This is a genomic window from Polaromonas sp. P1_E3, assembly GCF_056405935.1.
Genome location: NZ_JBFUBD010000033.1, coordinates 1 through 23,767, shown reverse-complemented (window position 1 = coordinate 23,767; position 23,767 = coordinate 1). Strand labels below are relative to the sequence as shown.

The window sequence follows — 23,767 nt, the reverse complement described above, 5'->3', positions numbered from 1 at the left end:
TTTTCCTAAACAAAGTGGAGAAGGGGAGGATGTATTGATGAAATACCGTTGAGCAGTTCTCCAAAGGGTTGGAGGAGGGGGGGCAGGGGCCTGTGCCGGCGGTTCACCATTAGGTAGATCACATGGTTGCGATCGTCAGCGGAAATAGCCTGGGCTTGGGTTCAACGTCATTGGCCACGCTGGGGCGAGGCGGGTTGCTGGGGGCGGCCGGGCAGGGGCGAAGCGGCGAGCAGGCGTTTGTCAACGTGGCCAATGGTAATTTGGTGCTGCAGGACCGGGACGACTACCTGGTTGCGCACGGTGTGAACCTCACGGCGCTGCGCACCTACAACAGCCAGGGCAAGCTCAACGACGACAATGCCGACAACTGGTCCATGGGCGCCTATGCCCAGCAGGTCAAGCTGACGGGAACGCTGGGCGCTGCCGGCAGCAGCCTCACCCGCACCGCCCGGGACGGCAGCGAGTCGGTCTACAGCTGGGACGCTGGCAGGCTCGCCTATGTGAGCACCGACGGCGCCGGCGCCTACGACACCCTCAAGGCGGTCGGCAGCGACTACGTCTGGACCGACGGCGACACGGGTTTGACCGAAACATATGAGGCCGCCACCGGACGGCTGGCCAGCACTGCTGACGCCGGCGGCACGAGCGCCAGCTACGCCTACAACGCCTCGGGCCTGCTCTCCAGCATGACCAGCGCCAGCGGCGACGTCACCTACCTCGACTACGTGGGCAGCAACGTTTCCAAAGTGCGCACCGTCAGGGCCGACGGCACGACCCTCACCCGCGTGGCCTATGCCTACGACACGAGCAACCGCCTGTCTTCGGTGAGAGTGGACCTCAGTCCGGAAGACGCCAGCACGGCAGATAACTATTACTACCAGACGGCCTACACCTACGACGGCGCCAGCACCCGCGTGGCAAGCGTCACCCAGAGCGACGGCACCAGCCTGACGTTCACCTACGTGCAAGTGGGCGCCGACTACCGGGTCGCTACTGTCAAGGACGGGCTCAACCACACCACGAGCTACAGCTACGACACCGCCAACAAGCGCACCACGGTGACCGACCCGCTCGGTCTCGTCACCCGCTACGAGTACGACGGCGCAGGCCAGCTCACCCAGATCACGGCGCCCACGGTTGGCGGCGTGTCACAGGTCAGCAGCTTTGCCTACAACGCCGCCGGCGACCTGGTCCAGGTCACCGACGCGCTGGGCCAGGCGACGGCGATGCAATACGACGCCAACGGCAATCAAGTGCTGCAGCGCGACGCGGCCGGCAACACCATCACGCGCACCTACGATGCCCGCAACCAGCTGCTGACTGAGTCCACCTATACCGTGGCCGACCCGGACGGCGCCGGTGCCGGCCAGCCCGCCTTGCCGCTCACGACGCGCTACATCTACGACGCCGCCAACCAAAACCTCCTGAGGTTTGTGCTCAGCCCGACAGGGCGCGTGACGGAGTTCCGCTACAACGCCTGGGGCGAGCAGGTTGCCAGCATCCAGTACAGCGCGGCAGCCTACAACGTGGCCGCCCTGGGCGCCACGGCCGTGCCCACAGAAGCGGCCATGGTCACCTGGGCCGGCGCGCAAAACCTTCTCCTGAGCACGCGCTCCGACCGGATGCTGGACGCACGCGGGCAACTGCAGTCGGTCACGGTGTACGCCAGGGTCGACGCCGCGGGCAACGGCGTCGCCGACGGCAGCCAGTCGACCACCCAGTACATCTACGACCAGGCCGGCCTGCTCCTGAAGACCATCTCGGGGACGGCGGGCGTCAGCCTGTACACCTACGACGGCCTGGGCCGCGTGCTGTCGGCGCAGAACGCGCTGGGGCAGACCACGCTGACCAGCTACGACGACGCCGGCCGCAAAACCACCGTCAGCTTCGCCAACGGCCTGTCGACCAGCAGCACCTATGACGCCGCGGGCCGCCTCATCAGCGTCACGCAAAGCAGCGCACAGACCGCCAACCTGGGCACCACGCTTTACGTCTACGACGCCGACAACCGTCTCACGATGACGCAGGACCCGAGCGGCGTGCGGGCCTGGATGCTCTACGACGAAGCCGGCCGCAAGACCGCCGACATCGACGGCAACGGCAGCCTGACCGAATACGTCTACAACAAGAACAACCAGGTCACGCAGACCCTTGCCTACGCGAGTGCGGTGAATGTGGCCAGCCTCGTCAACGGGTCCGGCCAGCCGCTGAACCCGTTGCTGGCGGCCGTGCGGCCGGCCGGTGTTGCTGGCGACCTCAAGTCCTGGCGCGTCTACGACGGCGCTGGCCGCCTGCTCAAGACGGTGGACGGCCAGGGCGCCGTCACCGAGATGCAGTACGACGGCGCCAGCCGCCTGGTAGCCGTCACGCATTACGCCAACCTCATCTCAACCGCGGCGCTGGGTGCGGCACCGGCCGCCGGCAGTGTGGCGCCTACGGCCAACGCCGCCGCCGACCGCACCGAGAGAAACTTCTACGACGACGACGGCCTGCTGCGCGCCAGCCTCGATGCCGAAGGCTACCTCACGGAATTGAGGTATGACAGCGCCGGGCGCCTGGCCAGCCGCACCGCCTATGCCACGGTGACCGCCCAGGCCCTGCGCGCCAGCGGAACGCTGGCCCAGCTTCTGCCGGCCACGAATGCCGGGGACATCACCACACGCCTGGTGCTCAACGCCAAGGGCCAGGTGGCCGGCGAAATCGACGCCGAGGGTTACCTGACCGAGAAGGTCTACGACGCCAACGGCAACCTCACGCAGAGCATCCGTTACGCCACGGCTGTCAGCGCCGGCGCGCTGGCCGCCTTCAACGCCGGCACGACGGTTGCCGATCTTCGCCCGGTTGCCAGCGCGCAGGACCGCAGCAGCAGCGCCACTTACGACCTCCTGAACCGTGTCGCCACGTCCACCGACGCCGCCGGCACCGTCACGCTGTTCACGTATGACAGCGCAGGCAACCTGACACAAAAGGTGTCCGCCGCCGGCACCTCCGAGGCCCGCACGCTGACAGCGAAGTACGACCTGCAGGGCCGCCTGGTCGGCGAGCTCACCGGTGTCGGCAGCGCGCTGCTCACGGGCAGCCTGACGCAGGCGCAGATCGACGCCGTCTGGAGCCAGTACGGTTTGACGCACGCCTACGACGCCGCAGGCCGTCGCACCAGCACGACCGACGGCTACGGCAACAAGACGCTCTTCTTCTACGACGTCGACGGGCATCTGACGCACACGGTCAACGCGCTCGGCGAGGTGCGCGAGAGCCAGTACAACGCCCTGGGGCAGCTGACGTCCACGGTGAGCTACGGCACGCGCATCAACCTGGCCGGGCTGACAGGGGCCAATGCCGGCGGGCTGGTCAATGCCGCGCTCACCGCCGCCATCGTGGTCAATGCCGCGCTCGACAGCAAGGCCACCTATGCCTACAACAGCTTCGGCGGCCTGGCCAGCAGCACCGACGCGCTGGGCAATGTCACTGCCCTGGGCTACAACGCCTTCGGCAATGAAGTCAGCCGCGTGCAGGACCTGGGCGCATCGCAAACCCTGACGCGGACCACCACGGTAGACCGGCGCGGCCTGGCGACCGGGGCCGTGCTGGATGCCAGCGGCATCAACGCCATCACGTCCGCCGTGTACGACGCCTTCGGCCGGCTGACCAGCAGCACCGATGCCAACGGCCACACCAGCACCCGGACCTTCGACAGGCTGGGCCGCGCCGTCACCAGCGTGGATCCGCTCAATGTCACGCGCAGCAGCAGCTACGACGCCTTCGACAGGGTGCTTACGCAGACCGACGGCCTGGGCCAGGTGACCAGTTACAGCTATGACAAGGCGGCGCGCTCCGTCACCGTCACCACGCCTGAAGGCGTGCAGGTCACGACCGCGCAGACCCGCCTGGGCCAGACCCAAAGCGTCACCGACGGCCTGGGCAACACCACCAGCTTTGCCTACGACCTCAACGGCAACCTGCTCACCACGACAACAGCGCTGACCACCACCAGTCAGAGCTACGACCGCAGCAACCGGCTGGCCAGTACGACGGATGCCAACGGCAACCTGGTGGTGCTCGGCTATGACGCCGCCAACCGGGTCCTGGCGCGCACCCTCGATCCGGCGGGCCTGAACCTCACCACCACCTATGGTTACGATGCCAAAGGCCAGCAAGTCACCGTGACCGACCCGCTGGGCAACGTCACCCAGTTCAGCTACGACCTCAAGGGTCAGCTGACCCAGCAGGCGGTCGACCCCTTGGGCCTGAACCTCGTAACGGCCTACAGCTACGATGGGCGAGGCAAGACGCTGACGGTGACGGATCCCCGCGGCACGGTCACCCGTTACACCTACGACAAGCTCGGGCGCCGCACCCTGGAGCAGATCGACCCGACGGGCCTGAACCTCACGCGCAGCTATGCCTACGACAAGGCCGGCAATGTCAGCAGTTCCACCGATGCGAACGGCAACCTCACGCGTTACGCCTACGACGCGGGAGACCGGCTGGTGTTCACCGTCGATGCGGCGGGCAACGTCAGGCAGAGCGGCTTTGACGCGGAAGGCCGCGTCGTCAAGAGCACGGTGTATGCCGCGGCCCTCGCACCGGCGGACCTGGCCGGCTTGCCGGCGGCTGCCACCGTGGCGCAAATCCAGGCCAAGGTGCTTGCCACCGCGAGCTCGGACCTGGTGGAGAACCGCGTCTATGACAAGGACGGCCGGCTCACGGCCACTGTCAATGCACTGGGTGAGGTGATCAAGTATGTTTATGATGCGGCCGGCAACGTCATTGAGCGCGTGGCCTATGCCAACCGCGTGGCGATGTCGGGCGGCGGCGCCTGGGTGGCGGGAACCCTGCCCGCGCCCTTGGCCGATGCCGCCCATGACCAGCGCCTGCGCACTGTGTACGACCCGCTCGGCCGCGCTGTGCTGTCCGTCGACGGCACGGGCGCTGTCGTCAGGCAGGTCTACGACTCCAACGGCAACACCGTCAAGACCATCCAGTACGCCACGGCCATCGCCGGCTCGGCCGCGCCGGCGAGCGTCAGCGCCTCTGCCGCCGACCGCATCACCGTGTTCGCCTACGACAAGGCCAACCGCCAGACCTTCAGCGTCGACGCGCTGGGCGGCGTGACGAAATTCATTTACGACGCCAACGGTAATGTGGCGCAAAGGCTGGCCTATGCAACAGCCGTCACGCCGCCCGTGGCCGCCACCACGCCGGATGCCGACACGATTCAGGCCGCCGTGGTTGCCAGTGCCGCCAACGACCGCATCGAGCGCTTTGCCTATGACCGGGCGAATCGCCAGGTTTTCCGCATAGACGCCGGTGGAGCCGCGACCGAAACCACGTTTGACGCCGCCGGCAATGCCGTGCAGACCCGGCGCTATGCCGCGCTGGTCGACGTGTCGACCCTGCCGGCCGTGGCCTCGGCCTCCGCTGTCGCGCTGCTGGTGGTGGCCAACGCGGCGAACGACCGCGTGGAGAAACGCGCTTTCGACGCCAGAAATCGCCAGGTCTACGGCGTTGACGCCCTGGGCTATGTCCGCAAGACCGTTTACGACGGCAACGGCGCCATCAAGGGCGTGACCGAATACGCCCTGGCCATACCGGCAGCAACGGCCGGCACGGCCACCGCGATCGCAGGGGCCATCGTTGCTTCGTCCGCGAATGACCGCAGCAGCAGCTTTGTCTATGACGCCGCGGGCCGCCTGACCAGCAGCACGGATGCCCTCGGCTTCACCGAATCCAATACCTACAACGCCATCGGTGAAAAGCTCACGTTCACCAACAAGAACGGCGCCACCTGGAACTACGGCTACGACGCTGCCGGCCGTCTCGTCACCGAGACCTCCCCCCAGGTTGCGGTGACCGGCCTGCAGGTCAATGCCACGACCGGCCAGCTGGAAGTCAACCCCGCGCTCAGCGGCAACGCCAGCATCGTGACCCGCATGACGTACGACGCGCTGGGCAACCTGCTGTCGCGTACCGAAGCCTTGGGTCGCGCCGAAGAGCGCACCACCAGCTATGAATACGACGCTGTCGGCCGCCAGGTCAAGACGATCTTTCCGCCGGTTTCGGTCTACAACGCTGCTGGCGACAACGTCACCGTCAACGGCGCCACCGGGCTTGCCACCCGCACTGAAACCCTGCAGACGCTGAGCAGCCAGACCACTTACGACGTGTTCGGCAATGCCGTCGCCAACCGCGACGTTGCCGGCGCCATGAGCTACAAGGCCTACGACAGGCTCGGCCGTCTCAGCTATGACGTCGATGCCCTCGGCTTTGTGACGGGCTATGCGCGCGACACCTGGGGCGAAGTCACCACGCTGACGCGTTACGGTTCGGCCACCACGCTGCTCACCGGCAACCCCGCGCGGCTCAGCAGCACGCAGATCGGCACCGCCTTGGCCGCGGTCGGCTTCAACCACAGCACGGACCGCATCCTGCTGACCGAGTACGACCGCCTGGGCCGCGTCACCAAGGTGATTGAGCCACAGGGCTACGCCTACGATTCAACAGCCACCGCGGGCGCGCAGTATTTCACCGCTGGCAAGACCACGCGCAACAGCTACAACGCCTTCGGCGACCTCAGCCGTGTCGCCTTGCTCAAGAATGCCGTCACCGACACGTGGACCGCGACGGAATACTTCTACGATGCCCGCGGGGGGCAGACGGCCATCGTCGACGCCCTGGGTTACCTGACGACCCAGGCTTTTGATGCAGCCGGCAATGTCGTGGACCGTACCGAGTACGCCAGTGCCATCGTGGGCTGGAACAGTTCCGTCGCGCACAGCTCGGCGCCGGCTCCTGTTGTTTCCGCCAACGACGACCGCAAGACGACCTCGATTTTTGACCGCGGCAACCGCAAGCTTTCGGACACCCGCGTCAACGTGCTGTACAGCGTCTCCACCGCCAGCACCACCGGTGTGCGCGGGAATGCGGTCACCAGCTACCTTTATGACGCCGTCGGCAACAAGACGGCCACCACTGACGCCACCGGCGCCACCACTTACAGTTACTACGACGCGATGGGTCGCGTGACAGCGGTGGCCGAGCCCGCGCGCATCGACGTGGTCACGCCGGGCACTAACGTGGTCCTCACGCCGCTCACGCTTTTCCGCCGCGATGCCTATGGCAACGTGGTCAGCAAGGTGGAACTCGCCAACGGCGCGGCAGCGGCGACCGCCACCGCGTTCACGCAGGGCGCGGCATCCGGTGCTGACCGTACGACGCTGGCCGCGTACGACCGTTCGGGTCATGCCACCCAGGTGACGGACGCACTGGGCTACAACCACTACAGCTCCTACGACGCGCACGGCAACATCGCCAAGGAATGGCAAGCCGTCACGGGCAATGATGGCGTCGCCAGGACCAAATTCCGCGTCTACCAATATGACAAGCTGGGCCGCCAGACCCACGTCATTGACCCGGCTTCCACCACGGTGCTGCAGAGCGGCCTGACAACAGGGTTTTCCTCGGATACCTACACCTACGTTACCTATGACGAAAGCGGCGCCTATGCACTGACGGGCGCCGGCAACAGTGCAACGCTAGGCTGGTCGTCGCTGATTGACGCCGGCGGCGGCCTTGTGCGGGTCCAGCTGGATTACCAGACCGTAGCCGTACCGCAGTACATCGGCCGCGATGAAAACGGCGTTCTTCTTTTCGACGGCGGCTATTCCCACGCGGCCAGCGTGACGCGCGACTTCGCCGCGGCCAATGCGGCTGGCGGTGTAACGCTGGGCTGGGGAAATGCCAGCTCCGTCGACGGCGGTATCTCGCAGCTGTTCACCATACGCGTGTGGCAGCAGGATGCGGTCGGCAATTGGGCCATGAAGTGGCAAGGCAGCCCGGCGCAGGCAAACGGCTCCGGCATCACCACCGTGAGCCAGGCGCAGGCCGGCGTGGTGGACACCGCCGTCGAGTACAACGCTTTCGGCGAGATGACGCGCAAGGGCATCAATGGCGGACGCGAAGAGTACTTCGACTACGACAGCGCCGGCCGTCTCTGGCGGACCAACAGCGGTGACGGTATCGCCAAGGTTTCTCTGTACGATTTGCAGGGTAACCAGACGGCCGATATCCGCAGCGCGGGCTCCGGCCGCGGCAACCTGAATCTGCTGGCGTATACGAGCGCTGACCAGGTAGCCGGCCTGGCCGATGTCCGGCGCACCGACGTGCAGTACGACGCGCTCGGCCACGTCACCCAGCAGCTTCAGGCCGAACGCCTGACAAGCCAGGGCGGTGTTGCTGTCCGTGCTAACCAGGCCAACGCGGGCATTGCCTCCGTTTCCTATCCCGCCTACGACTGGAACGGCAACAGCACCGGCTGGTACAGCAGCAACAACGTCTACCTGACCTGGTCGTCTCTGGCCAATCTCGGCGGTGGCGATATCCGGGTCACGATTGACTACGTGACCCAGCCCTACACCTACGTCTCGGGCCAGACCATGGTCTATGGTGAAGACGGCACGTATACCCCCGCCAAGGATGAATCCGGCAACGTCATTGGGACCAGCTCATATGTGGGCGCGGTCGCCTCCAGCATTACCCGCACATTGACCGGGGACCAGGCTCCCAGCGGCATGACCATGAGCTGGGTCGACTCCGGCGTGGTGGGCGGCCTTTCTGCCGTGACTCGCCTGCGCCTGTACAAAAAAGACTACCAGGGAAACTGGCAGCTCATCACCGACCGCAGCAGCTTCGGCACCAACGGTAGCAGCATTGAGCTGACGGCGCCAACAGATGCGTCGACCACGCTGCAGCTGCAGCTGCGCCCCGCCGGTGCCACCACACCGGTCGAGACTGTCAGCCTTGTGAACTTCGGCGACGCACTGCGTTATGACGCGGCAACGCGTAACCTCGCGGCCTATGAATACCAGGTGCTGACAACGGTTTCCGGCGGTGCCACAACCAGCTCGGGCTGGTTGCCGGTGCCGGTGTCCGCGGCAACAGCGGGCACCAGCCAGTGGAGCCGGCCGGTCGTCAACCAGAAGACCGACCGCTGGGGCAATGTGCTCGAGATCAACGACCCGCGAGCCCCGGCCTGGAAGACCACCTACAGCTACAACGCCAACAACCAGATCGTGCGCCAGAGCCAGGCCGATACCGACGGAAACCAGAGCGCGGCCAGCCCTGTCACCGCCATTTACTACGACCGCATGGGCCGGCAACTGGCCATGACAGACGCACGTGGCAACAGCAACCTGCAGGAGTTCGACGCCGCCGGTAACCTCGTCAAGGAAACCCATGCCGATGCCGGCGTGGTGAGTTACCGGTATGACGTTTTCGGCAACAAGGTGCAGGTCAGGGACGCGCGCGCGTTTGTGACCACCTTTAACTACGACAAACTCAACCGCCTGCTGAGCACCGTGCGGCCAACAGAGGCTGTGTACACCGTAGGCGCATCCAACTGGCTGGCGTATGTCAACACGCGCGCCATCACCGAGACCAGCACCTGGGACCAGGCGGGCCGAAAACTCACATCGACCAATGGCAACAACGAGACACTGAGCTACGCCTACGACATGCTCGACAACGTCGTAGCAACCCGCCAGCCCCTGGGCCAAACGGTCAAGGCCACCTTCGACCTGCGCGGCCGCAAGTCGGCCGAGGTTGACGCCAACACCAACAGCGCTACCTGGAACTACGACTACTTCGGCCGGCTTTACAGCCATACCGACCTGGGCGGCGCCAAATTCACCTACACCTACGACAATGCGCGCCAGCTGGTTTCACAGACCAGCACCCGCGGCCAGAACCTGCAATACACCTACGACGCTGCCGGCCAGCTGGTCCGTAACACGGACGTCGCAGTCGGCAAGGTCACCACCTATGCCTGGGACCTGGGTGGCCATTCGGTACGTGAAAAAGTGGTGCAGGGCGGGGTGACCTACCAGGACAACTCCATGGCCTACGACGCGCTGGGCCGCCTGCGCTGGGTGGGCGACACCCGCGCCTTCATCAATCTGGAATACGACAAGGTGGGCAACCGTACCCGTATCCAGACCCACGTCATCAACGGGGGCGGCGCGGTGGATGCAGACCGCTACTTCCAGTACGACGCCATGAACCGGCAGACCGTGGTCGATGCAGTAGATGCCGCCGGCAACCTGGGCACCACAGGCCACCGCATCACCTACGACGGCAGCGGAAACCGGATGAGCGACACCTACTATGGAAACCGTGTTACCTCTGGCCAGGTGGTTGACCATTACGACCCCATCTACGGCGGCATCCCCGTGCTGGATGAATCGGGAAATTACACCTACGACGAGTCGGGTAATCTGATCACGACCTGGGGCGTCGTCGGTTACACGCCGGTTTACCGGACCGACTTCTACGCCAACCAGGGCACCACGGTTGAGACGTACGGCTATGACGGCCTGAACCGCCTGATGGGCGTGGTGCGCGACGGTGTGCACCTGGACTACCGCTATTACGACGGAGCCGGCCGCGTTCTGCAGACCGGCCCCGCAGGCACCCTGGCGGTAGGCTATGTCAATGCTCTCACAGGCGGCGTATCAGGAGCCAGCGGAAGCGAAACCCGCATCAACCGCTTTGATGCCAACGGGCGCATGCTGTACCAGCGTGTGCTGCGCAGCGACAACGGCGCCAAATACGACATCAGCTACAACAGCTACGACGCCGCAGGCAACCTGCAAAGCTACGCGGTGCAGAACTACGAAGGCACGGCCTACACCAACTACTACAGCTACGCACAAAACCGCTTTGACGGCTACAAGGAAGCCAGTGTCTACGGCACCAGCACCTACTTCTCGGCCGGTACCACCAGCAGCTATTACGACGTCAACGGCAACCTGACGGCCATCATCGACAGCACCAACGGTGCTGCCAACCGCAGCTTCGTCAATGATGCGTCGGGCAAGGCCCTGTACACCAACCAGAACGGCCAGGTTCAGCGCCAGCTGATCGTCGCCGGCGAAGTGCTGGGCCGCTACGGCAATGCCTACAACGGCGCCAACGTGGTGGACTTCAACTTCGGCTACCAGCCCATCAACGGCAACTATCCCAAGTCCAGCCCGGGCACCTACATCGTGGCGCCAAACGACACCCTGCAAAGCATTGCCAGGGGCGCCTACGGCGACAGCTCGCTCTGGTACCGCATCGCTGAAGCCAATGGCCTGGCCAGCGACAGCGACCTGAGGATAGGCCAGACCCTGACCATCCCCAACCGGGTCGGGACCATCAACAACAACGCCAATACCTTCAAGCCCTACGACCCGAGCGCGATCGTGGGCGACACCACACCCAACCTGCCGACGCCTCCGCCGCCTGCACAGAGCGACGATGACGGCGGCTGCGGCTTCCTCGGCCAAGTGCTGGTGATCGCCATCTCGGTGGCCGTGTCTATCTATATGCCCGGCATAGGTGGCGCCATGCTGGGATCTTTCATGGGCCAGGTCGCCGGAAACGCTCTGGGCGTGCAGGACGGCATCAGCTGGGAGGCCGTTGCCCTGGCTGGGGTGAGCGCCGGCATTGCCCGAGGAGTGGAACAACTCATGCCAACACCGCTCGACGGGCTCGCCACCGATTTTGGGAACGTGGTCGTGAAAGCTGCAGTTACCAATGCCGTGACGCAGGGCATTGGCGTCCTTACCGGCCTGCAAGACCACTTTGACTGGCGCGGGGTGGCGGCCAGCGCGGTTGGCGCTGGTGTGGGTTGGGGTGTCAGTGAGGCGCTGGGTATTACCGCGAACGGCATACGCACACAGGAGTTCAAGAGTGCCGACTTTGGTGAACGCCTCTTCAAATCGGCTATCACTGGTTTGGCAGCTGGTACGGCCGCGGCAGTCGCACGCGGCGGCAGAGTCACCGTGCAGCAAATTGCGGGTGATGCGTTTGGCAATGCGTTGGGATCGTCGTTTGCGGACAGCCGCTATGGTGGAGCTAGCCAGCAAGAGGACGTGCTCGGCAGCTTCATTGAACAAAACCGGCCAACTTGGGAGCAGCGGCAGTACAACTTTGATCAGATCGTCGGGTCATTTGACCAGGGGTACGCTGTCGATCGTTCCCGAGATGTGCGGATGGCCGATGGCATGCGCACCATGGAGTTCAAGTACGGACGCGATAAAAACGTTGACGAGACCCTGGAACTCCACTACGGGCGAGATGAGGGGCAGATTCAGATGCTCAGCGCGGGGAGCAATTTGCCCTTGACGGTTGGCGCTGAGGGCGATGCTTTACGGTTGATGTATGACGAAACACACCCACCTTTAGATGAGCCGGTGCTAGTGGCCGACAACAGCAAGACTTCTATCTGGGAGATTCTTAAAGCCCGTGGCAGGGACAACCCAATGAGCGTGTTCAATAAAGATCCCTCCACGCCTGGTGGTTTTATAGGTTCTGTCTGGAGCGATTTGACGTCACCGATTGGAATCCTCGCGGACGCGAAGAATAAAAGCCTGGACGTGGTTGACCAACAAATGCAAGACATGCATGCGCTCGCAAAAAGCCCGGACGCATCATTCCTGGAACGGATTTGTGCCAACCTGACCCTGGGGCAAATGGTGCAGAACTACGCTTTGGTAGATGGTTTTGCACCCACCTCTCTGTTGGATGTAACGTTATCCGCCTTTGGTGCAAAACCATCGGTCACCGGACTCTACGGGGAGATGAAGCTTGGCATCCATGCTCTGGATGAACTCACCTTATTGGGGAAGAATACTCAAGCTACGATTAGTGCCTATCAACGTGTATATGACGAAGCGGCGGTAGAGTTCGGGRCAAGGTTGGACGCAAAAAGCATTGCTCCGCCAAATGGGTTGAATTTCAACACCTGGAAAGGAGGGGTAATTGATGCTGCGGCTCGTGCAGAAATGAATGCTTTCAAACAAGTTAGTGGCATGGATGATTTGATTGTTAACAAGAGGTTGTATACATCGGATGGCGTTAAAGACTTTCGTATTCCGGACTTGCTTGTATCTAGTGAGCGCACGGCGATTGACGGAACAATTGGCCTAAAAACGGTGAACACTCCACAGATTCGAGATCTCTTGAGCAGCGGTAAGGTTGATCGTGTAGTTCTGGTTTCACCCAATCAGAAACCTGTCATCATTACGGTGGAGCAATACAGAGCAACAAAGAAATGAGCGTGTGATGATCTACAAGGTTGAGGGTTATGCAGAAACCCGTGACGCACTTGTCTGGGTTATGTTGACTGCGCCGAACTTCAAGTTCGGCCTTACGCTTGACCAAGTCTTTGCCGGCTTGGAGCATGGTTATCAGTCAGTACGGTCCAAGTTGAAGGATGTTGAGCGTATCGAGCAATGGGAGGCGTCACGCGAAAGAATGCAGCAGGCCTATGCGTTGCTCAAGGATGGTGACTCTCATCAGGGCACAAAAACGTTGCAAGAGGCCCAAGAACTCTTTACGACTCTGCGTCGTATCAAGGGAAAGGCTGTATCGCGTCAGGAGCTCGGCGATACCGAGCACGGGGCCAACGAGATTGACGAGTAATTTGCGCGCCGCTTTTATTCCAAGCTGCTAGAAGTAATTCCCCTCTGCATCCCAACCCTCGTCAGAGGTTTGATAACAGTCTAGTCCAGCTTTTCAATCGCATACCCATCAAAAAATAGTATGCACAGGCGACGTAGTGCCGAACGCTCAAAGAGGCCTCCCGAGACTGGGTACCTTGCTTACTAAATTTGCTATCAATTCAATAGCTTTTTGCGCACATCCTTATTGGCCTGCAGCCATTATTTGCTTGAAAATCACTGGATTTTGGGTCCGCCGTACGACGCTATGAGCCAACAGGCGGTTGAATGCCGTCGAAACCTGACCCAGCGTGCGGCCAGACTCCAGCGCAATTCACACTCGCCGCCACGATAAACATTCTTCACGGTGCCGGATGTATTGGTTGGGAGCCATGGATTTCCAGCGCTCCCAAAGCAAGTGTCTGTGTTCCTAACTAACTTAACTGGAGTTAAAAATGGGTGGAATTACCAAAGGTGGTCTTTTTGTCGGCAAAGATGAGTCGTACATCCCGAGCAGGAATGCCCAGGACGACGTGAACGAAGGCTGGTCGGTGACGAAGCGGCCTTATCGCTCAGCGCAGCAGGGCCAGACGGGCCAGGAAGAGATCGTTCCCGCTTCGTGCGACTCCTGCACTGCCTCCTGCTTTGTGGCCGGCAACCGCGTGTTGATGGCCGACGGCTCCAGCAAGCCGGTGGAAGACGTCGCAGTGGGCGAACTGGTGATGACGAATCTAGGCCCCCGCAAGGTGGCCGCACTGGAACAGCCTGTGCTGGGCATGTCGCGCAAGATCATCGAGTTGCGCGGCCTGGGTGACCAGTGCCTGATCATGTCGGACGAGCACCCGCTGTGGGTCAGCCGCACGCAAGACGGTGTGGCCTCCGAAGGCTGGGGTACGTTCAACCTGAACCATTACCTGTACGAAAAGCGCAACGCGGTCAGCCCTGAGATGCCGCCGGCCGTCCCCCTGGCGATCGACCTGCCGGAGCAGTTTGCGCATGTGTCGGGCTGGGTGCATGCGCGCCCGGTGTTTCACCACATGCCGCCCGAAACCCGGTTGTACAACATCATCACCGAGCAGGGCTGCGGCCTTTTTGTGGAAGGCTTCCTGGCCTTCAGCCCTTGCCAGCAGGGCCCGGTGCAACTGGGTGCACCATGGCAAGCCCTGGCGGTTGATGCCGCTGCGGCCAGCTTTATAGCGCAGGTCAGCACCGCTGAGGCCTGAGCACAAGCTGCACTACAAGGTTTAAACAACATCAAAAGCGCCTGCAGCGGCTTGCAGGCGCTTTTTCTTTGGCGAATGACGATGCCACGGCCTCAAAGCTGCTCACTTACCCCGCGAAGGCTAAACACCCCCCCAAAACCGTGGATATATTGCTTGTCAGGTCAGGAAACCTGCGGAATTCCGAGGGTCCCGGCAAGTGTTCATGTTTGCAATCAAACTGGAGTTAAAAATGGGTGGAATTACCAAAGGTGGTCTTTTTGTGGGCAAAGACGAGTCATACATCCCGAGCAGGAATGCCCAGGACGACGTGAACGAAGGCTGGTCGGTGACCCGGCGGCCTTATCGCTCAACGCCGCAGGGCCAGACGGTCCAGGAAGACCTCATTCCCGCTTCGTGCAATTACTGCGACAGTTGTTCCTGCTTCCTGGCCGGCAACCGCGTGCTGATGGCCGACGGCTCCAGCAAGCCGGTGGAAGACGTCGCCGTGGGCGACCTGGTGATGACGAATCTGGGCCCCCGCAAGGTGGCCGCGCTGGAGCAGCCTGTGCTGGGCATGTCGCGCAAAATCATCGAGCTGCGTGGCCTGGGTGACCAGTGCCTGATCATGTCGGACGAGCACCCGCTGTGGGTCAGCCGCATGCAGGACGGCGTGGCCTCCGAAGGCTGGGGCACATTCAACCTGAACCATTACCTGTACGAAAAGCGCAACGCGGTCAGCGCCGAGATGCCATCGGCTGTTCCCCTGGCGATCGACCTGCCCGAGCAGTTTGCGCATGTGTCGGGCTGGGTGCATGCGCGCCCGGTGTTTCACCACATGCCGCCGGAAACCCGGCTGTACAACATCATCACCGAGCAGGGCTGTGGTTTATTTGTGGAAGGCTTCCTGGCCTTCAGCCCTTGCCAGCAGGGCCCGGTGCAACTGGGTGCGCCATGGCAAGCCTTGACCATTGATGCGGCTGCGGCCAGCTTTGTTGACCAGGTGAGTACCATTGCCGCGTGAGCGAAAAGGTAAATCACCAGGAACCAACTCAGTTCGACGCCGGAACTACGCCCGTGCTGGCAGGCGCCGCCTTGATTCAGGGCGGTGTTTTAACGTTACGGGCCAAAGATGAAGAGCTGACCATCAAGGCGCCTGCAAAATTCTTGCGGGCGCTTTTTCATTGGTGCGACGGCAGCAAAACACGGGCAGAACTGGCAAGTATGGCCGGGGCCAAATGGCCAGCCTCGCGGTTTGGCGGCTTTATGGACGCCATGCTGGAGGCGGGCGTGCTGGTGGACCACAGGTTTGTGGCGGATAGGCTGCTTCAGGAAAGGCGGATGCAGCGGCCCTACCAGAAAGCGGCCCCAGGCGGGTTCGAGGCGTCGGTGCCGCAGGGCGGAGATATTGAACTGGCGGTGCCTCGCCATTCGGGCGCCGCAGAGGCCAGCCCGGCCGGGGCGCTGTCTCTTGAAGTATTGGCCAACCTGCTGGCCGTAGCGCCGCAGGCAGAGGGCCTGGCTGGTTTGCGTTTTGTAGTTTTCTTCCGCGAAAACCTGGGCGTTGTTGAGGCTGGGGCTTATGAAGTGCATTGGGCCGCGGCCGGAGCCTTTCTCCGGCCGTTCGGCATGCCAGCCACAGCGGCGTCATACCAGGCTTTTCCCAATCTCTACGACTTCTTTCGCAGCCAGGCGCTGCTGGCCATTTATGCTGAAAGCAACCTTCCGGACTGCCCACTGGATGTGGCGTTGATGGCCGGCGGGGCGGCCCTGCAAAGGCTGGCTTCTGCGGCTACCGCCAGCGGTATTGCGTATGTTGAGGCCGGGGCCGCCTATGGGCAGGCAGTGAGTGCACTGTGCGGGCCAGACAAACATCTTTTCATCGCCGCGGCATTTCTCGGCGGCGTGCAACCACGTCATGGAGGCACCGGGAACCCCGCTTTGCTCAAGCCGATGATCAGGATCATCGACCGCGGCGAAGCCGGTGGCGACTATCTGGCGGCGGCCCAGGTTGAGCATGATGACGGCGCCAACCGAACAGGCTGGGGGCGGTCGATTGATGTCCAGGTAGCATGTGCCAAGGCACTGTCAGAGGCGGTCGAGCGTCATGCCTACCGCGAGCCGCCCGCCGGGTTATTGCTCAAAAAAGGCTGTGAGCTTGCCGCCAAGCTCAACCCCACCGAACTGATCCGGTTCTCGGACAGGCAATACCGTGACAAGGCGAGCCTTGGCATCCGGCCCTACAGCGACGACGCCGAGCGCTTCTGGGTTGAAGCCAATTGCCTGGGGAGCGATGAGAAAGTCCTGGTGCCCGCCGACTGTGTTTTTTCCGGGGCGAATCTGCCGCGAGCGTCTGAGTTCGGCATGTTGATGCGGCAAACCTCGTCGGGCTGCGCCAGCGACGTATCGCTGGATGTGGCGATTGAACGCGCGGGCCTCGAAGTGATTGAGCGGGATGCTTTCGTCAGGCATTGGCTTGCACAGCGCCCGGGCCGCCTGGTGGCACCCGATTCGCTTCCGGCCGGCATTCAGGCCAAGGCTCGCGGCTGGGAGGCGCGTGGCTGCACCTTGCGCATTGGTGTCTTCTCGGGTGCGTGGGGGCCGGTCATCTTTATCGCGATTGCTTCTGCCGCCCACCGATTTTCCGTGATCGCGGCATCATGCTTCGGCTCTCTGGAGGCATCCATCACGCATGCGCTGAGCGAAGCAGAAACCATCGGATTGCTCTCCGTGAAATCCGGCCTGCCCAAGCGGCTGGCACCGAAGGCGGTGCAGACGCCAGCAGACCACGGTCTTCTCTTCAGGCAACCGGCCCACTATTTAAAGACGGCGGCAATCACGGAGGGTGGGGAGGTGGTGCAGTTCGCGGAACTGCAGGCAACATGGCCCGCGTCCCTGGCGCAAAGGCTGCAGGCCGCGTCACGGCCTCCCAAGGCTGTTTGGGTGGATTTAACCCAGCGGGCGGCTCCCGAATCACTTGATGGTCAGGTCATACGTTCGGTACGGGTGCTGATTCCGGGCGCTATTCCCATAGGGTTTGGGTATGACGGTTTACCTCTAGGCATGGACGAGAAAATCGCACCCGGGGGAAAGTTCCCCCATCCTTTTAACTAGCGGTGCGGCGCTCCGCAATAGATAACTACTGAGGACTCATGGCCTTCCCTACTTTCTTTGACCACTTCCGGGCTGTGCGCGGATGGGCGGCCCAGCATGACGCGAAGGTTGAGATAGACATTCAGACCGTGCAGCTGGAAATACGCTGTGCCAATGTGTATTTCAGGTTCTACCCGATCTTTGCAGCGTCTGTCCGCAACAAGCTGGTTCACATCGAAGACCTGATGGATTCGGTGATTGCATTTGGCGGGTGGCGCCCTTACAGGCCTTATTCCACACCGCTCTCTACCGAAAAGCGGCTGTTCAAGCAGCACCTTGACCAGGCCGGTGTTCGCACGCCCCAGATGTGGCCCCCGGGCCAGCAGCCGACGCAAAGCTACATCCGGAAAAAATCCCGTGGTTCGTTTGGCTACGACATCCAGGGGCCCTTCCTGGCAACCGTCCCGGTGCCGCCCCTTGAACCGGATAGCTCTGACGCCGGCACATTCCATGAACAGTTTGTCGCCGGCAAGATCGTGAAGATCTGGTACTGGGGGCACACACCGTTCTTCGCCGACATGCAAGACTATGCCAAGGTTACCGGCGATGGCGTGTCAACAGCCGGCGCGCTGGCCGAGGAAAAACTCAAGCAGGATGTCGGTGCCAACATTCTGGCCGACAAGGCAATACTGGTGGCGTGCATGGCCTACCAGGGGTTCTCGCCCACGGATGTCTTGCCTGCCGGGCAAGAGATATGGATTGATTTCCGGTACGGCCGCAGCTTCGCACCAAGGCAAGGGGGCGCCAAAGCCGGCAGCGCCTTGGCGGAATTAAAAACCGTGTGCGGCGAACAGATTGCGCAAATGGGTGCATTGATGCGCACCGCCTTGCAGGAAGTCGCGCCCGCGCCCCTGGCCTACTCGGTAGATGCGGTACTCGACGACAAAGGCCAGCTGTGGTGGCTCGAGCTGAATTCCCATCCCATGTTTCCGCATTCGGGCTATGACGTCATGTTGAGTGATATTTTCAATCGCACGGCGAGGGCTGAGTCGCCTTGATCTGGTTTGCGCCGCACGCCAGGCGCCTGTGATTGACGGCACGGCCGTGCCGCACAGCGTATGAGCACTCGAGGGGCGGCTGGGCTTCAATGCAATTCAGCATTACGCCCATCGGCGGCTACTTGACGGTCCAGTACTTGAAGACGATGACGCGCCGGTCTGTGGGGCAAATACGGGAGACCGAGCGGCCGACATGCGTCGGGTCACCGACGATCTTCATGATGCGGCCGGGCTTTGGCATTACGGCAGCGGTGATCTCGTTCTGCTCGTCGAAAACAAGGGTTTCACCGGCCCAGGCCACATTCCATTCCCGGTTGCAGTAAATCAGCGCCGTGTTGTGCTGGGGACGGTCGTCCACTTCGGCGATGTCCTGATGCAACCGGCCTTCAGTGCCGAAGGTATTGGCGCTGATCATGCACTCGTACAGCCGCACCGGATGATCATGGCTGGCCTTGATCAGGTCCCAGCACTGGGTGATCGGTTGGAGGGTTTCGTCGAGCGCGCGCATATTGGGCTCCACGTCGTCGACAAACGGCTCGTCCGTGAACGCGACGGGGTAGTACCAATGCATGTCCAGTTCGTGTGATTTGAAGCGTTCCCATCGATTCAGGAAATGCATGGGCATCCAGGAGACGGCTTCGATCACGGACGCCTTCAATGCTTCAGGCAATAAATTGTCAATAACTGTGACGTTTGGATTTTGGGTATGCATAGTCGTTTGGGAACACGCATCGGAAGAGCTGCTAAAGCGCAGCTGGTCTGGCACTTCCGACGCGCGAAGGTTAAGCCAATGGGTTATCGGATACCGGAGTCACCGCAGCCGCCGGAGCTCAGTGGGAGTCCCGCTTTGTGAGGCAGGCGTGCACGATGAACCGCCGCCCAGCGTCCGCTGGCGCTGGCATTGTCGGCCGACGCTTTGGGGTTGGCTTGTGTCTTCTGCGCGGTAGCCTGATCGGACTGGGGCTTTGCTTTTTCTTGCATGAAATGACTCCTTAAGTCAGGTTGAAAAAATCAGGGAAACGGATGCGGGAATTTCGATCCAGAGTGGATACGAGGAACCATTCCCAAAGGCTCTCGTTGATGGCCGAACGAGATCGGCAGCAAACCGGGGACCAGGACTTTTGCCACCGAAAGGCGGGTTCGGCCCTGGTCAATATGGCTCTTCGCAGGCGTGATGTCGACTGCAATCGGACGCAGGCCTTGTGCGGTAAAACGTGTGACCAACGCAGAAAGCGATGTCTCGCAAGGGTTTACGGGCCACTGCCCCGTGACGGAAGAGTTTTTGGGGAACAGCACCCGGTCGGCGCGGCGATAGTAGCGCTTGAGGCCATAGATCTCAAAATGATGCTCGGTGGTCTCGACCTCGTCTGGGCAACTGATGCTGGGCAGGTGGCCGTGAATCCAGGCATACACCCGAGCCTCCACTTCATCGAGCGCACTGTGGACAGCGTCCGCGAAGATGTCACTGGCGGCAGTCCCCATGGTGGTGAAGTGTTGGGCGTCATGCTGCGCGGAAACCAGCGCCACGTGCGCCCACGGCACTTGCAGGTGCTGGACCGTCACCCTGCAGCCGGCCGCTTGCAAAGTGCCGATGCGCTGCGCAATATCCTCGGGCCATTGTTCGGCGGGGACCAAGGTTCCTGGCTTTTGAGCAAGCCAATGCCGAATGAATGCGTCCCGCTCCACCACCTCCAGTAGTGCCCTAACGGTAGCGTCTTCCGCAGTAATACTCGCGGCACAACCTGAGGACGTTACCTGTGTATAGGGTCGTGAGGTGTCATGGCCGAGGGCTGCAAGGCTGTTGCGTGAAAAAACGAGTTCTGCCAGCACGCGGACCTTTTCGCCCGTCGCCAGGTCCAGCGCATCTGCCCATGGATAAGATTGCGTTTCCGAGAAAGGGCGATAGAAGAAATCCGGGAGGTCGTATTGTTTTTCTGCATAGCGGATGAACTGCCGGGGATCCAATGCATTCTCGACATCCGCGATTTTCCCCTCGACGATACCGCGTGGTTGCCGAAAGCCTTCGCGCTCAATGGCTTCTGCGATCGCCTTGCGCGCGGCCAGTGCAGGATCGGTCCCACGGCCCCAGGTGTGGGGGCGCTCATCATCATCGTTAATGATTTTTGCGCGCGCCAGGTGAAAGCCCATGGAATAAAGCGCAGATTCGCCGTTGACCCACGCAAAATCGATCAGCGGCATCCGATCCATCATGGCAATCTGCTCGGAGGTGGCCTTGGCACCGAACATGGCCGAACCCAGCAGCAGTTGCCGGCCGAGTCCGCACATGCGCGCGATCGGCCTTTCGTAATACCCGCCTATTGTTGCGTAGCCCAGCTCCAGGGCACCGGCGCTGAGTGCGCCGTTGTGCAGCGCTGCACCGGCTTCCATAAAGAGGTACTGGAGCGAGCGGTTGCGGTAGCGCGTCGCTGCAATCGCCGGATCGGCGGCGAGGAAAACGGCACCCGTTGCATAGGTTAATTCCCAGGGCTTGCCGAAGGCCAGGGCCAGCTGCGGTGGTGTGTTCCCGACGGGGTGCAGCAATACCGTGCGCTCGTCGGGGTATTGAACCTGGTACACGCCGGGCAGATAGTCACCGACCTGGCGTTGCAGTGCCACGTAAATCTCAACCAGGTGCATGCCACCTGCGGACGCAATGGTACGTTGCGGCGACGCATAGCCTATGCGTGGGTGCTTGACCTGAACTACACCGGCAAGCGACCAAAGCAGTTGGTGCAGCGCGGAAATGGATACCGGCCTGTCATCAAAGGTGTAGCTTGTTGTGCGCGCGGAAAAGAACGGGTCAAGCGGCGTACTTTCGACTTTGACGGCGGCGTTTGGCAGGCTTTGTGCGGCCTGGTCTTCGTTCCACAAGAAACGTGTTGCAATGTTGTCTGTCAACGCAGCCGCAGCCGAAAGACCGAAAGGACTGAATTGAAAGGCGTATTTCGCAGCGTGTGCGCTTACCAGGCTGGCGTCGATCAAAGCGCCCTCGGCTAGCAGGAACTCCATGAATTGGGCAAACTCGGAGCGCTCCTGCGCGTTCCCGAAACTCTTCAGTATCTCGTCAACGGTGCGTGTTCCGTCGCACAGGCTGAAGGCCTGGTCCAAAAGCACCGCGGGTGCCTGGACTTCGATGTCTTCGTCGGCGGTGCGAACCACCAGCGTTGCTTGGCGGCCTTTGCTGCGGATGCGGCTGGCACCTGAAAACATGGGCGACAAACGGTCTGTGGCGCCAAGGCAGGCCTGTACTTGCCTGGGTATGCGGTGATTCAGAATGCGGTTTCGGTTGCCAGCGATTCTGGTAGCCGTTGGCGCGGGGATTGGCGAACCGGACGCAGAAAATTCAGGCCTCATGCCAAAGCTCTTTCGCCTGTACCCGGACTAAGCCTGATCTGCGCGGCGCGGTCTGCCGGAATACCGATGCCGTCTGGTGACCCGCGCCGCGCGTTCGGTAGGGTCTGGCTGGATGCTGTTGCGGTGGCAGAACCGGGTTCCGGGACGGAAATGGGTGTACCGAAAAGCGTTGAAAGCATGGCTGGATAGCCAGTCGGCGGGAAAATGGGGTTCGAATTGGCCTCAAGCCACCAGATTTTTCCGTCCGTGTCGAGCACGCCGTCGAGTGAGCACAGAACGGGTGCGCTGAGTTCTTCCCGCAACTCTGCGGCGATCCACTGGCCGGCTATCTCCAGTTGGGCTATTTGAGTCGCAGGCATGTGCCGCAGGAAATTATCTTCCTCCTCCGTAGCCGCATCCGGTGCAAAACGGCGCCCGTAGCGATAGTCCAGCCAGGCGGACAGACCTGACGGCAGCACGGCGTTCAAGTCCAGGCCCTGATAAGCAAGCGCCTGTTCCACCGCCTGCTTTTCAGGGTAGTCGGCCCAGCTTTGCTTGATGTCTTTGAGGCGTGCGTCGATCAGCTCTGCGATGGTGTTGCGCCCGTTACCGTGTATTAAAGGATAGGGATGCAGTTGCGCATGGAATGCGCGACCTCCCCAAAACCAAACCTTGATATTCGTTCCGTGCACAAACGATTCCGCGTACAGGCTACCCGTGCTGCCCTGTTTTGTCAGTACTTGCATCCGTGCAGCATCGGGCTCCTGTCCAGCGTGATAGGGCCCGGCCAGTTCCTCGCCAAAAGACCCGACCGAATGCTTGACGACAAAGGCGGCAGTCGCCTCGCCCGGCGTCGGCCACATGCGGGGCGTGGCGAGCCCGGACTCTGCCAGGCGCTTCTTGAAGATGAGCTTGTCCGAAGCGAGCGACCAACGCAGCGGGCGGTAAGGCAGCCAGCCGATAAACCCGGTGACGTCGCGAACCATCTGGGGGACATGCATCAACTGGCCGTCCATGCGCGCAAGGAACTGGGGATGCAGCGTGAAATACCGGTTGCGGGCCTTCACTTCCAGCTCAAAAGTGAGCACATTGAGATTGACGAGCGCGTCATGAGCCTCTGCCCAGGCCTTGACGGCACGGATGTGGTTCATGGTGATCGCGATAAACATGGAAGAGTCTCCGGGTGATGCCGCCTGTATGGATACCGGTCAGGAAAGGAAGGGCGTGGGATCGCCCTGGCTGAATGCCGATACGCGCAGGCGCGCAGTGTGCATGCCAGTGGCGCTTATCAATATATCCATGCCAGTTTGAATTTGTTTAGCAATTTTTTCAGTGCGTGCGGTTGGGCGAAATTTTTTCCTAAACAAAGTGGAGAAGGGGAGGATGTATTGATGAAATACCGTTGAGCAGTTCTCCAAAGGGTTGGAGGAGGGGGGGCAGGGGCCTGTGCCGGCGGTTCACCATTAGGTAGATCACATGGTTGCGATCGTCAGCGGAAATAGCCTGGGCTTGGGTTCAACGTCATTGGCCACGCTGGGGCGAGGCGGGTTGCTGGGGGCGGCCGGGCAGGGGCGAAGCGGCGAGCAGGCGTTTGTCAACGTGG

Annotated in this window: 10 protein-coding genes; 6 read left to right on the top strand and 4 right to left on the bottom strand. The window is 61.9% G+C overall.

Going from position 1 to position 23,767, the window contains the following annotated elements; all coding sequences use genetic code 11:
• The first annotated feature begins 122 nt into the window (after nucleotides 1-122).
• The 6 genes from AC1D0Z_RS07365 (at nucleotide 123) to AC1D0Z_RS07340 (ending at nucleotide 18,831) form a co-directional block, all read left to right on the top strand.
• The gene (locus AC1D0Z_RS07365) at nucleotides 123-13,097 is read left to right on the top strand and encodes a LysM peptidoglycan-binding domain-containing protein (RefSeq protein WP_477657593.1); all 12,975 of its coding nucleotides are present in this window, start codon (nucleotides 123-125) and stop codon (nucleotides 13,095-13,097) included.
• A gap of 7 nt (nucleotides 13,098-13,104) precedes the next feature.
• Complete coding sequence (locus AC1D0Z_RS07360; RefSeq protein WP_477657592.1) at nucleotides 13,105-13,464, top strand: hypothetical protein; 360 nt, start codon at nucleotides 13,105-13,107, stop codon at nucleotides 13,462-13,464.
• Nucleotides 13,465-13,936: 472 nt separating this feature from the next.
• Nucleotides 13,937-14,704 carry a Hint domain-containing homing endonuclease gene (locus tag AC1D0Z_RS07355; protein WP_477657591.1) on the top strand — a complete coding sequence of 256 codons (768 nt, stop codon included), beginning with the start codon at nucleotides 13,937-13,939 and terminating at the stop codon, nucleotides 14,702-14,704.
• 229 nt (nucleotides 14,705-14,933) lie between these two features.
• Nucleotides 14,934-15,704: a Hint domain-containing homing endonuclease gene (locus AC1D0Z_RS07350; RefSeq protein ID WP_477657590.1), complete on the top strand. Its 771-nt coding sequence runs from the start codon at nucleotides 14,934-14,936 to the stop codon at nucleotides 15,702-15,704.
• Nucleotides 15,701-17,794, top strand: a complete 2,094-nt coding sequence (locus tag AC1D0Z_RS07345; protein ID WP_477657589.1) for a YcaO-like family protein — start codon at nucleotides 15,701-15,703, stop codon at nucleotides 17,792-17,794. Before AC1D0Z_RS07350 ends, AC1D0Z_RS07345 begins: the two co-directional genes overlap by 4 nt.
• 38 nt (nucleotides 17,795-17,832) lie before the next feature.
• Entirely contained in the window at nucleotides 17,833-18,831 is a 999-nt protein-coding gene (locus AC1D0Z_RS07340; RefSeq protein WP_477657588.1) for a hypothetical protein, read from the top strand.
• A gap of 118 nt (nucleotides 18,832-18,949) precedes the next feature.
• Here AC1D0Z_RS07340 and AC1D0Z_RS07335 read toward each other — a convergent pair whose 3' ends face one another.
• From AC1D0Z_RS07335 to AC1D0Z_RS07320, 4 genes are all read right to left on the bottom strand, one after another.
• Nucleotides 18,950-19,477: a 2OG-Fe(II) oxygenase family protein gene (locus AC1D0Z_RS07335; protein WP_477657587.1), complete on the bottom strand. Its 528-nt coding sequence runs from the start codon at nucleotides 19,475-19,477 to the stop codon at nucleotides 18,950-18,952.
• A 149-nt stretch (nucleotides 19,478-19,626) separates the two neighbouring features.
• Nucleotides 19,627-19,812, bottom strand: a complete 186-nt coding sequence (locus AC1D0Z_RS07330; RefSeq protein WP_477657586.1) for a hypothetical protein — start codon at nucleotides 19,810-19,812, stop codon at nucleotides 19,627-19,629.
• A gap of 30 nt (nucleotides 19,813-19,842) precedes the next feature.
• Nucleotides 19,843-21,945: a YcaO-like family protein gene (locus AC1D0Z_RS07325; protein WP_477657585.1), complete on the bottom strand. Its 2,103-nt coding sequence runs from the start codon at nucleotides 21,943-21,945 to the stop codon at nucleotides 19,843-19,845.
• 236 nt (nucleotides 21,946-22,181) lie between these two features.
• Entirely contained in the window at nucleotides 22,182-23,333 is a 1,152-nt protein-coding gene (locus tag AC1D0Z_RS07320) for a hypothetical protein (protein ID WP_477657584.1), read from the bottom strand.
• Nucleotides 23,334-23,767 lie beyond the last annotated feature (434 nt).

Excerpts from the sequence above, each read along its gene's own strand:
- AC1D0Z_RS07340 (WP_477657588.1), top strand. The coding sequence starts at position 17,833 with ATGGCCTTCCCTACTTTCTTTGACCACTTCCGGGCTGTGCGCGGATGG.
- AC1D0Z_RS07350 (WP_477657590.1), top strand. The coding sequence starts at position 14,934 with ATGGGTGGAATTACCAAAGGTGGTCTTTTTGTGGGCAAAGACGAGTCA.
- AC1D0Z_RS07360 (WP_477657592.1), top strand. The coding sequence starts at position 13,105 with ATGATCTACAAGGTTGAGGGTTATGCAGAAACCCGTGACGCACTTGTC.
- AC1D0Z_RS07330 (WP_477657586.1), bottom strand. The coding sequence starts at position 19,812 with ATGCAAGAAAAAGCAAAGCCCCAGTCCGATCAGGCTACCGCGCAGAAG.
- AC1D0Z_RS07320 (WP_477657584.1), bottom strand. The coding sequence starts at position 23,333 with ATGTTTATCGCGATCACCATGAACCACATCCGTGCCGTCAAGGCCTGG.
- AC1D0Z_RS07355 (WP_477657591.1), top strand. The coding sequence starts at position 13,937 with ATGGGTGGAATTACCAAAGGTGGTCTTTTTGTCGGCAAAGATGAGTCG.